Annotated in this window: 11 protein-coding genes; 3 read left to right on the top strand and 8 right to left on the bottom strand. The window is 39.9% G+C overall.

Annotated elements, in window-relative coordinates:
* Positions 1-164: 164 nt before the first annotated feature.
* From HMPREF0519_RS09915 to HMPREF0519_RS09890, 6 genes are all read right to left on the bottom strand, one after another.
* Positions 165-1,151 (bottom strand): LacI family DNA-binding transcriptional regulator, encoded by a 987-nt coding sequence (locus tag HMPREF0519_RS09915; protein WP_003635893.1) that lies wholly within the window; start codon positions 1,149-1,151, stop codon positions 165-167.
* A 153-nt stretch (positions 1,152-1,304) separates the two neighbouring features.
* A complete protein-coding gene (gene hxlB / locus HMPREF0519_RS09910; RefSeq protein ID WP_003635891.1) occupies positions 1,305-1,847 on the bottom strand; it encodes a 6-phospho-3-hexuloisomerase in 543 nt (180 codons plus the stop codon).
* Positions 1,844-2,467, bottom strand: a complete 624-nt coding sequence (locus HMPREF0519_RS09905) for an orotidine 5'-phosphate decarboxylase / HUMPS family protein (RefSeq protein ID WP_003635889.1) — start codon at positions 2,465-2,467, stop codon at positions 1,844-1,846. The genes hxlB and HMPREF0519_RS09905 overlap by 4 nt, the downstream gene beginning before the upstream one ends.
* Complete coding sequence (locus tag HMPREF0519_RS09900) at positions 2,468-3,427, bottom strand: sugar kinase (RefSeq protein ID WP_003558151.1); 960 nt, start codon at positions 3,425-3,427, stop codon at positions 2,468-2,470.
* Between the two features lie 49 nt (positions 3,428-3,476).
* A complete protein-coding gene (locus HMPREF0519_RS09895) occupies positions 3,477-4,766 on the bottom strand; it encodes a hypothetical protein (RefSeq protein ID WP_003635886.1) in 1,290 nt (429 codons plus the stop codon).
* Positions 4,767-4,768: 2 nt separating this feature from the next.
* Positions 4,769-5,518, bottom strand: a complete 750-nt coding sequence (locus tag HMPREF0519_RS09890) for a sugar phosphate isomerase/epimerase family protein (protein WP_003635885.1) — start codon at positions 5,516-5,518, stop codon at positions 4,769-4,771.
* A gap of 576 nt (positions 5,519-6,094) precedes the next feature.
* Between HMPREF0519_RS09890 and HMPREF0519_RS09885 the strand changes: the two genes are divergently transcribed.
* Complete coding sequence (locus HMPREF0519_RS09885; protein WP_003558145.1) at positions 6,095-7,477, top strand: sugar porter family MFS transporter; 1,383 nt, start codon at positions 6,095-6,097, stop codon at positions 7,475-7,477.
* Between the two features lie 104 nt (positions 7,478-7,581).
* On the opposite strand, the gene HMPREF0519_RS09880 is transcribed toward HMPREF0519_RS09885, so the two are convergent.
* Positions 7,582-8,541, bottom strand: coding sequence for a CAP domain-containing protein (locus HMPREF0519_RS09880; RefSeq protein ID WP_225429143.1), 960 nt, complete (start codon positions 8,539-8,541; stop codon positions 7,582-7,584).
* 276 nt (positions 8,542-8,817) lie between these two features.
* Here HMPREF0519_RS09880 and HMPREF0519_RS14445 point away from each other — a divergent pair, with 276 nt between their 5' ends.
* The gene (locus HMPREF0519_RS14445; RefSeq protein WP_003635881.1) at positions 8,818-9,330 is read left to right on the top strand and encodes a hypothetical protein; all 513 of its coding nucleotides are present in this window, start codon (positions 8,818-8,820) and stop codon (positions 9,328-9,330) included.
* Between the two features lie 12 nt (positions 9,331-9,342).
* Positions 9,343-9,801: a matrixin family metalloprotease gene (locus tag HMPREF0519_RS14440; protein ID WP_225429185.1), complete on the top strand. Its 459-nt coding sequence runs from the start codon at positions 9,343-9,345 to the stop codon at positions 9,799-9,801.
* A 159-nt stretch (positions 9,802-9,960) separates the two neighbouring features.
* On the opposite strand, the gene HMPREF0519_RS09870 is transcribed toward HMPREF0519_RS14440, so the two are convergent.
* Positions 9,961-10,248, bottom strand: coding sequence for a hypothetical protein (locus HMPREF0519_RS09870; protein ID WP_003558139.1), 288 nt, complete (start codon positions 10,246-10,248; stop codon positions 9,961-9,963).
* Between the last annotated feature and the right edge of the window lie 148 nt (positions 10,249-10,396).

Genomic DNA, 10,396 nt, shown 5'->3' with positions numbered 1-10,396 from the left:
TCCCTTGCACTCCGAATGCTAACCGCTTTGCTACGCACACTTGATCTAGGACTGCTCCTCAAAGCAGCACCACTCCATATAAGGGATCGATTCGAAAAATCCAAAATCGGGATTTCCCCAATCGACGCCTTATATTCCGGGTGCTAACCGCTTTGCTACGCACACTATTCAAATTTCGCCCTAATCACAATTCTTTTTGCTTTCTGACTTTTATCCTGCAACTGATTGAGCATGACTTCCGCCGAGCTGGCACCCATAAAATACGGATTTTGAGAAATGAGTTTTAGTCTCGGCTCTAATCGCCGGGCATAATCCGTATCCGCAAAACCGGTTGCCGTCACCCGTTTGTTATCAATAACCCGATCAAATACCAATTGTGGGACAAACTCCAAAAACCAACGTTCTTTCAGGCTAAAGATGACCGTCTTTTTATCATTCTTTTGAATTAAATGAAGCAGTTGCTGATAGGTTGTCTGATGATTATGGACAACTTCTGAAATTTCCAATACATCTACATGTTTAAATTCAGCCGTAATCCCGCGATACCGTTCCTGACGGGTGCGGGCTTTTTTTATTTCAGAAGTTAAGACGACCACTCTGGAATACCCCTCCTGCACAAAATGATGACTAACAGAGCGGGCAACTTCATAGTTATTAATCACAACCTGTGGCCATGGACTGTCATCAATCTCTCGATCAACCGTCACGATTGGCATCGACCGCCGAAGTGCCTCCGTAATTGTCTGTGGATTATTGGCTGGCTGCATAATCACACCGTCAAACAGCTGACTGCCGATAGTCTTTAATAATCTTTGCTCACGATCATCATCGGAATCCGCATCAAAAAGAACACCAATGTATCCGCTGCTTTCCAAAATCGAACTGATTCCTTTAAATAATTCAGTTGAGAAGTAATCATCAACGTTCGAAACGATAACTGCGATCATTTTACTAGAGCGGGTCTTCATTTGACGTGCAACGGAGTTAGGAACATAGTTTAACTTTTCAATTGCGTTTCGGACATTTTCTGCCGTCTTTTTGGACATCCGATCCAATTCCCCGTTTAAATACCGGGAAATTGTTGCGACCGATACTCCCGCTAACGCTGCAACGTCCTTAATATTCGCTGATTTTCTTCCATTGTTTGTCATTTAAACCACCATTTCATTTGCTTCAAGTATGCTTAAGATTAAGTTTCAAACCAGTCTCGTTTTCAATTTTATCATGAAAAAAGCGATTAGCATCTAAAATCCGCCTAATCGCTTAATTATCAGATATGACCGTTCTTCGTAAAATAAAGGATCTTACTCCAAATTTGAGTGAGTTGCCTTTGCCGTATCATTAGAAACATGATCTCGACGACTCAACATGAGGCAGAGTACATCCAAAGTAATGTGAACACTTTGATCAAACAATGTACTTAATAACTGAATTGATTTAACCCCATCTCCGGCTTTGGTTGCACCTGGAACCACAATTGTCACGTCGCCCATTTTTCCCAATGGAGAATCAGAATGGCTAGTAACGGCTACAACTTTAACACCATCATTCTTGGCTTTTTCAGTTAATTCCAAAATACTGGATGTTTTACCGGAACCGGAAACCGCCACAAGGACATCGCCGGCCTGAATTGATGGTGTGATGGTTTCCCCAATAGCATACACCGTGTACCCAATGTGCATTAAGCGCATTGCAAACCCTTTAGCCATTAATCCTGATCGCCCGGCACCCAAAACAAAAATCCGTTTGTCTTTTTGAATAACGCTCTCTGCATCTTTCAACTGTTTTTCATCAATCATGCCCATTACTTGATTAACTTCGCCCATAACCTGTTCTACTAAACTCATTTAATGACCTCCATAAATTGTTTTGCACTAGCTACTGGATCATCTGTTTTAATAATCTTACTGCCAACAATCACAGACTCTGCAATTCCCTGTTCAGCAAGCTTCTTAGTCGTTTCCAAATCAATGCCGCCGGCCACTGAAATACGCTTAACTGCCGGAAACTTTTTATGGAAATCTGCTACCGTTGAAACGGCATCAAACCCTATTGCAGCATCATGCGAGTGGTGAATCCCATAAGTAACATTCTCAAAGTCAGCGATTTGGGTGATCTTTTCATCACTAGTTTCCATCAAATCGATAAACATCTCACCCTGTCTTTTGCGGGTAACATCATAAACGCCTTTCAGTGTGTCAATTGAAGCTGCTCCCATAACCGTCAAAATGTCCCCCTCTGCATCAAATCCCTTTTCAAACTCATAGGGACCTTCATCAAAGGTTTTTAGATCGAGTAATAATTGTGCATGGGACAAATTCGGATTTCTTTTACCAATTTCAACCAACCCGTAATCTTTAACAAGTGAAGTCCCAAACTCAACAATATCAACAAATTGATCTAATTTAACGGCTAAATCCAAAGCATAGTCCAACGAAACACGATCTATTGCAACTTGTAATTTCATTTATTCTGTCACTCCTTCTTTTTGATAAAAAGCTTTTAATTGTTTCTGGTCAGGATATCCATCATTATCCCCATACGTTTGAACCTGCAGAGCACCTACAGCGTTGCCGCGTACCACAGCCGATCTTAAGTTTAGTCCTTCCAGTAAGGCCGTAATGACACCAAGTGCAAAGCCGTCACCGGCACCAACAGTATCAATAACCTGTTTTACTTTAAAGCCGGGAACATCGTAATGCTCACCTTCAGCCGTTTTGACAAAGGCACCAGCTGATCCGACTTTCACAATGACTGCTTTTGTTCGTCGTCCCTTTAAGTAAAAATCAGCAATTTTTTCAGGATCATCCGTTCCAAGCAAGATTTTGCCTTCTTCAACGCCCGGTAACACGATATCTGCTGATCCGGCCAATTCGTTAATTGTGCGAATCATTTTTTCCCGACTTGCCCAAAGTGCCGGCCTTAAGTTGGGGTCAAACGTAATGGTAATCTCTTTTTGAATCAGCCTCTCAAGTAACGTTCGAAAAGTTTCTTCAGCCATCTCTGAAATAGCAGGAAAGATTCCTGACATATGAGCCATTTTAACACCATTCAAATCCACTTTTTCAATGATCTCTTTTGACAGATGAGCCGCAGCCGACCCTTTTCGATAATTATAGGTTTGCGGATCTCCTTTTGTCACCAGCTCTTTTAGTTGATGACCGGTCCAATACTTTGGATCACGGGAAATATATTTTGTCCCAACACCATGGCTTAGAATCGTTTTGATGACATAATCACCAAATGGTTCGTTACCCACTCTTGAAATGTAATCCGTTGAATGCCCCAAACGAGTTGCTCCAATGGCAACATTCAATTCGGCGCCACCCATAATTTTGGTAAATTCGGTTGCATCAATCAATGACACATCCGGTTGCTTGGACGCAAAGGTGACGATCGGTTCACCAATTGTTATTAATTCACTCATATTTTAATTCCTCACTTTTAAGTTAATTGACTTCGACTCCATTAACAGATTATCCAAAGAAGTAATAGACAAGGACTTCATTAATAATCGAAACCACCCACATTAGAAAAACGCCATTTTTAAGGAATGCTGTTGATGTGACTTTCATATATTTCAGTCCCCATACATTCCAAGATTGGGTCAGATCGGTTGATACCGCCATAATTGAAGGTACGTATAACAACGGCAATAAAAAGGCATCATTGAAAAGACCGGTTCCAGAAAGTACGGCAGCTGTTGCCGCACCGGCGCCCCAAACATGTAACGGGCCACGAAACAATGCCAACGGTGCCAAGATGCCGATTGCCACGGCCAGAATCAAATGGTTGTGCGGTAAAATAGCGGCAAAAATCGGTTTAAACCGGCCGGCATCCATCTGAGCGGCCCCGCTGAACATGATTAAGGCCATTAAAAACATGACTAAACCGGCAATATCTGAAATTGATTGTTGAATCGTACTGTTCAAGAAGTCAACAAACTTCTGATACCCTTTGAACTTTCCGGTGAACAGCATTGCAATCAGTGTAGCCAAAATGAGTGCCGGAATGGCATCCCAACTAAAAAGCATATTCATTAAAACAGGAATAACCGGAACGATAAAGGCAATTTTCGGTACTTTAACAATTGAAGCCGTGTTATCTTCCGCACCAATAATTTCCAAGTTTTCTTGTGCCTTAGTCGGATCAAAGCGCTTGCGGTTAAAGAAGAGAAAAATAATAACGGCAGCTAGCTGGACTGCAGTTGCTGCCCAACCAAAGACAAGATATTTACCACCATAGACAGCTGTTGGGAAGAACGCTTTAATCTGGTTATACAAAACAACGTTTAAGTACATTGGTGCACCAATCGCCATTGTAAAAGCCGACAATGCCAAATCTCTGGGAATCCCCACCGATAACATGATTGGCAGCAAAATCACGCCAATTGCAATCACTGAACCGACACCGTACGCACTAACAAATATGAATGCAGTGACCAACAGGACGAGTATTGCAGCCAAGAAGGGATGCTTTTTACCGACTTTATTAGTTTGTTCGGAAATCGCCGGAGCAATTCCACTGTCTACCAATACGCGACCAAACCATGAACCAAATACAATATAAATAATTGTTGGCGCATAATTTAACGCCGGTTCGGCAAAAACTTTTTGAATCACTTGATTGGCGGGAACCATGCCAACAATCGACCAGACAATTGCCATGACGAAAAAACCGATCATCAGGTTGCCACCCTTAACGATGTAAACAATAAAAATTACAAACGTCAATAATAATAAAATAGCACTAATTGTTGAAGTCATGACTATCCCTCCGCTCCGGCCCTCAAGATGGCCATCTGCGCTGCAATTTTTTTATCAGTTGCTATTGGAAACTCTAAAGCGATCGGTACATCATTAGGTAACACATTCAAAATACGCTTCCAATCATAAATTCCAGTATTAAGATCTGACGATGTTTTCAGCTTTCCATGATCGCTCACAGTATTTTTTAGATGAATATAGTTTGTATAGGCTGCCAAAGCTTTAGCACTTTGAATCGCATCATTACCTGTAAACGCCCAATTGCCTAGATCGTATACATAGCCAATCCGATTAAGGTCAATCTTCCTAACTGAATCTAAGAAAGCCTTAATCGGTGCAACATTTCCTGAAGCCTCTGTTTGATCATTTTCAACGTTCATTTCAATCTTATTCAAAGGTAAACGACTTAAATCCTGCTTTAAATTTCCCCGATAGCGATCAAATCGTCCCGTATTAAATTTAATTTTTGAAGCGCCCATCACCTTAGCCTCATCAAAATAGGTGGTTAACTTAGAATTAAACTGACCATCTTCAAAAAATAATTCATCTGGTACGCTATAGGTCACCATCAACCCCTTGGCCTTAGCCCTCTCTCCAACGTCCGCTGTTTCTGTTTCCAAATCCGTAAAATATTCCCGTCGAACTTCAATACCATCTGCGCCAAGCTTAGCGGTCCTGTCGACTAGCTCTGCCTGAGGTGTCCCATTTTTAACATCCTGTTCAAAAATCCATGTGTTTAGAATCAGTGTCATCACGATTTCCTCCGTTAACCTTTACTAGTTAAACTCAACTATCGATTGTTCACGATAATTATGGTAAACGATTACCTAAATAAAGTCAACAGCTATTTTATTCCTTATTTAAAGGGATAAATAGAACTAATATTTTAGGTTATCGTTTACATTAACTCATATAACTAACAAGAAATTCTACACGGTATTTATTGACTAACCATACAAAAAGCCACATTGGCAATTGTATTAAGCCACAAACAGACATAATAATTTAGGCAAGGATTAGGTTATTAATATATAAAACAAATTAACAATTTAAAAGGCAATTATTCCTCAATGAATTAAACAATATCATAAATACATTTCAAATCTATTTAATTGAAAATAGAGACATCTGTGCAATAATATTTTTGTAAATATTAATTAATTAGAACTACTTGTTTTTCAAAAGAAGGGGAATGGTTTGTAATATCAATAATTATTGGCCATTAGTGTAATGCGAATACTAATTGCAAGCGCTTGCAATTATAATGAGAGGGTTTACAATTAGAAAACGTTAAAACCTTTTTACAATTCTATTTAGGAGGAATTTATATGCGTGCACGACATTTAAGCATCTTCTTCATTTTTGTTTTCGGTGCTTTGGGAGGCCTTTTATTTGGGTTTGATACTGGTATTATTTCTGGTGCCTCCTCATTAATCGAAAATGACTTTAGTTTAAATATTGAGCAGACCGGATTCATTACATCATCCGTTCTAATCGGCTCCTCAATTGGTGCCTTATCTATTGGAACACTATCCGATAGGTTTGGTCGTAAGCGATTACTATTGGTTGCTTCTATCCTATTTTTGCTGGGCTCCGGTCTTTCGATGACCGCCGTTGGGTTTGCTTCAATGGTCACTGCCCGAATCATTTTAGGATTCGCCGTTGGATCCGCTTCCGCTTTAACGCCTGCTTATTTGGCAGAATTGGCTGATGCACCTCATCGTGGATCACTTGGAACTATGTTTCAGCTTATGATTACGGCTGGTATCTTATTGGCATACGTTTCCAACTTGGGATTTCTTCATCACAACCTGTTAGGTATTCGTGATTGGCGATGGATGCTTGGATCCGCTTTGATCCCTGCTGCCATTCTCTTTATCGGATCACTAATTTTACCAGAATCACCACGTTATCTAGTTGAAAAGGGAAATATTGATGAAGCTCGCAATGTTCTTCATGAATTACGTAAAAACACCAATGAAGACCCTGACAAGGAATTAACCGCCATTCAAAAGATTGCCAATCAACCCAAGGGTGGCTGGAAAGAGCTTGTTACCTTTGCCCGTCCGGCTGTTATTGTTGCAATTGGTTTAATGCTTTTACAACAATTGGTTGGCATTAACTCAGTCATCTACTTCTTACCACAAGTCTTTATTAAAGGATTTGGATTTGCTGAAGGAAACGCCATCTGGATTTCAGTCGGTATCGGGATTGTTAACTTTCTCTGCACAATCTTGGCCTACCAGATCATGGATAAATTTAACCGTCGAACAATTTTGCTTTTCGGCTCAATCGTTATGGCCATTTCAATCGGTATCCTGTCTGTCCTGAACTTCACATTGACAGTTCAAGCCGCAGCGGTTCCAACCATGATCTTAATCGCCATTTATATCTTTGGCTTTGCCGTTTCATGGGGACCGATTTGCTGGTTGATGCTGGGTGAAATCTTCCCATTGAACGTTCGTGGCGTTGGTAACTCAATCGGTTCAGCCGCCAACTGGATTGGTAACTTTATTGTTTCTCAATTCTTCTTGGTATTGTTAAATATGTTCCATAACAATGTTGGCGGTCCATTCGCCGTCTTTACCTTCTTCGCCATTCTTTCAATCTTCTTTGTTATCTATATGGTACCGGAAACCCGTGGTAAGACACTCGAAGATATTGAGATGGAAATGCGTCAAAAGGCTGCTTTGAAAAAAAGCGCCAATTAATTATTTGCACGAATTCAGTATAAAAATGACCAATCGCTTTTGCCGTTACTAATCGGCTGATAAACAATTGGTCATTTTTATTTTCTTAAATAAGTCGAACTACCTCAGTACCCAAAATCCGCAGCTGTCCATGTTGCCATAAACCCATCAACGTGTTCATGCAATGTAGCACCCATTCCAATAGACTTTAAACCAGTATTAAGTAAAATATCACGATGTCCCCAATTTGACGCAGCATCGTCATAAATGTACTCATGGATATCGTTTTTAGCTACTGAATCACTGGTACTATCAACGTCCCAGACATTTTGGGCAATACATTCGGCGCCAAAGTTGCCAACACCAAATTGAATGGCAGATTTATCCGCAATGGCATTGCCCTGTGCATCAAAATGACTGAAATTAGTAATCAGCTGTGTCGATCGCTGCTGAGCCAACGCATCTAAATTGGAATCTTCAATATATGGTTGAAGCCTCCGATTAGTTCTTTCTTGATTAAGATATTTCATAAAGCTTGCCCGATAGTCTGTCAATGAAAATGAACTTGTCGGATTAGCCGGCTTTTTGGAAGCTGAACTGGTTGATGACGGACTTGTTACTGTTGAAATGGCCGATGAAGCCGAATCGGCACTTGAAGAATTTGTCTGATCATCAATGGTCGAACCGTTATTAGTTGGGGTTGTTGCTCCCTTTTTAGACGTACTTGACGTATTCGATATTTTTTTCAAATTTCCTGTCCAAATCCAACCATGAATTCTGCCATTCCGTGAAACAATATATTGATAATTCGCTTGATGCCCGTTTGATTTTCTGACCGTTACCAACCGATTCGAGAAGAATAATGTTCTTTGATAGTTTTTGGCACTATGTACACGTTTAGTCAGCCTAACACTTGAATACAAGTAGCCACCACTAACATGATAATCCGCCCCTGCCAGCTTTGTGGTTTTCACAACCCTCACTTGCTGTTTTGCAGAAACAATTTGACCAGTCATTGATACTCCCGTATACGCTGTAACCCCAAGGGCAAGAAGCAATGTACCCTTTACCATACTTTTTTTCATAAATCTCCATCCCCCCAGATAAACGTCATTATCCGTTCTTAGCATTCGTTAACAGTTATGATATAATTTTACTTCATTAATCGGATATGCGCCATAGAAAATTTCTATCGTTGGCCTTTTGAGTTTGTTCTTATTTTTGCAAAACAGCGCTTTCGTTCTCGCAACTTTAATAGATTTTGAGTATAATTGTCATTATAAAAGGGGCATTAAGAATAGATCATTTCTAATCATTTTCGTGCTCGAAATTCTAACATCAGGAAAGGACTGCACAAAAAGATGAAGCAAAATAAATTACTTTATTTAATTTTAGGTACTTTAGCAACAACATTACTAGGAACGTTTGGGACGGCTAATTCAACACAGCCTGTTCAAGCAAAGGCCAAGGTGCAAACAACTCAGATTGTCAAAACAAAGCCAACAAAATATTGGGTTAAACCCAACGTTTCAAATAAAGCTTATGCTTATACGGCCAAACTGGGCAAGAAATTGTTCAAATTAAAGACCCATCAAAAAGTTGTTTTCACAAGTCAATATCAACGTAAGATCAAGGTAAGTGGTAAATATCAGACCTATCGCTATGTTAAAGGAAGCAGCTTAAAGGGTTGGGTTAAAAGCAGCTACCTGACAAAAGCGAGCTCACCTACAGCTACAACCACAACTACGACGCCTACAACAACCGAAACGACCACCAGTGTCACGAACTCAGGCAGTTCAAGTACGACAGCTCCGATTAAAACCCCTGTCAAAGATCCGACAAAATCTTACACACCTGACCAGGTCGTTAGCTGAGCATCAAGCAATATTACCTATGCCTTTTATCCAAAAATGAATAGTTCCGAAAGGGCACTTTGGTATTCGGCCATTCAAGAATGGAACGGTGTCAACGTCGTTAATCTATCCGAAACTTCTGATTACAATAACGCAAACATCAAGATCACCAATGTGGCATCGAATTCGGATGGTGTCGACGCTAATACGGTCGGCATTTCCTACATCCAACGCGCCACTACCAGAAATTCAGCAGGCTTTTACGCGATGAAATCCGCAGTGATCGGTATTCTGCCTGAACAGGCAATCAAGTTTAATTTTGACTATGCCTACACACAGTTTATTGCTGTTCATGAAATGGGCCATGCTTTAGGGCTTGCCCACAGTACCGACGAAAATGATGTAATGTATCCAAACGAAAAAGATCCTTATACCCAGAAAATTACAGAAGCTGACATAAATACCTTAAAGTATTTGTATAACAAGCAATAATCCGGGATAAAGAGGATTAGGACACTCAACGATTAATTTGAAAACTCGTTCTTAGTTGAAGTCGCCAATCTTTATGACCATTTTAAAATAGCGTATTACTGATTACTTTTTAAGTTATAATCAGTGATACGCTATTATTTGTGGTCTATTGAGTAAGCCTTATTCTTCGACACCCTGTTTCAAAATTTCCAACTCCAATGCTTTAAGCTGTGAAAACGCACCCGTTTCAGCAGCGTATGCTTTATCTGCAACATCATTGAGTAATTTCGAAAAGTCTTGTGGAATCAGGTAAGGTTTATGAGGATCTCCATACGGAATAGCAATCACAGAAACAGCGCCATTGTTATCCAATCGAGCAACATAGGTATTATCTGCATGATGCGAAGCTTCCCGGTTAAAAGCAATAAATGCTTCATTTATTTGATCAGAGAGTTGTGACTTTTTCATTTAGAGGTCCCCCTTGCTTTCAACATAGTTAAAAAAATCATATCAAAAATAAGCATCAAAACAATAATAAGGTGTTTAAACTTTAATGCCATAATCTAATTACCACCTATATTATCTTCTCAAGTGTTAATTTACAACATACTTTAAA

Origin of the sequence: Lentilactobacillus hilgardii DSM 20176 = ATCC 8290 (genome assembly GCF_000159315.1) — a bacterium.
Lineage (GTDB): Bacteria > Bacillota > Bacilli > Lactobacillales > Lactobacillaceae > Lentilactobacillus > Lentilactobacillus hilgardii.
The sequence above is the reverse complement of the archived record's forward strand: the minus strand, read 5'-3'. Positions and strand labels throughout refer to the sequence as shown.

Bases quoted from the DNA above. Each gene is read 5' to 3' on its own strand.
- HMPREF0519_RS09915 (WP_003635893.1), bottom strand. From the start codon at position 1,151: ATGACAAACAATGGAAGAAAATCAGCGAATATTAAGGACGTTGCAGCG.
- hxlB (WP_003635891.1), bottom strand. From the start codon at position 1,847: ATGAGTTTAGTAGAACAGGTTATGGGCGAAGTTAATCAAGTAATGGGC.
- HMPREF0519_RS09905 (WP_003635889.1), bottom strand. From the start codon at position 2,467: ATGAAATTACAAGTTGCAATAGATCGTGTTTCGTTGGACTATGCTTTG.
- HMPREF0519_RS09900 (WP_003558151.1), bottom strand. From the start codon at position 3,427: ATGAGTGAATTAATAACAATTGGTGAACCGATCGTCACCTTTGCGTCC.
- HMPREF0519_RS09895 (WP_003635886.1), bottom strand. From the start codon at position 4,766: ATGACTTCAACAATTAGTGCTATTTTATTATTATTGACGTTTGTAATT.
- HMPREF0519_RS09890 (WP_003635885.1), bottom strand. From the start codon at position 5,518: ATGACACTGATTCTAAACACATGGATTTTTGAACAGGATGTTAAAAAT.
- HMPREF0519_RS09885 (WP_003558145.1), top strand. From the start codon at position 6,095: ATGCGTGCACGACATTTAAGCATCTTCTTCATTTTTGTTTTCGGTGCT.
- HMPREF0519_RS09880 (WP_225429143.1), bottom strand. From the start codon at position 8,541: ATGAAAAAAAGTATGGTAAAGGGTACATTGCTTCTTGCCCTTGGGGTT.
- HMPREF0519_RS14445 (WP_003635881.1), top strand. From the start codon at position 8,818: ATGAAGCAAAATAAATTACTTTATTTAATTTTAGGTACTTTAGCAACA.
- HMPREF0519_RS09870 (WP_003558139.1), bottom strand. From the start codon at position 10,248: ATGAAAAAGTCACAACTCTCTGATCAAATAAATGAAGCATTTATTGCT.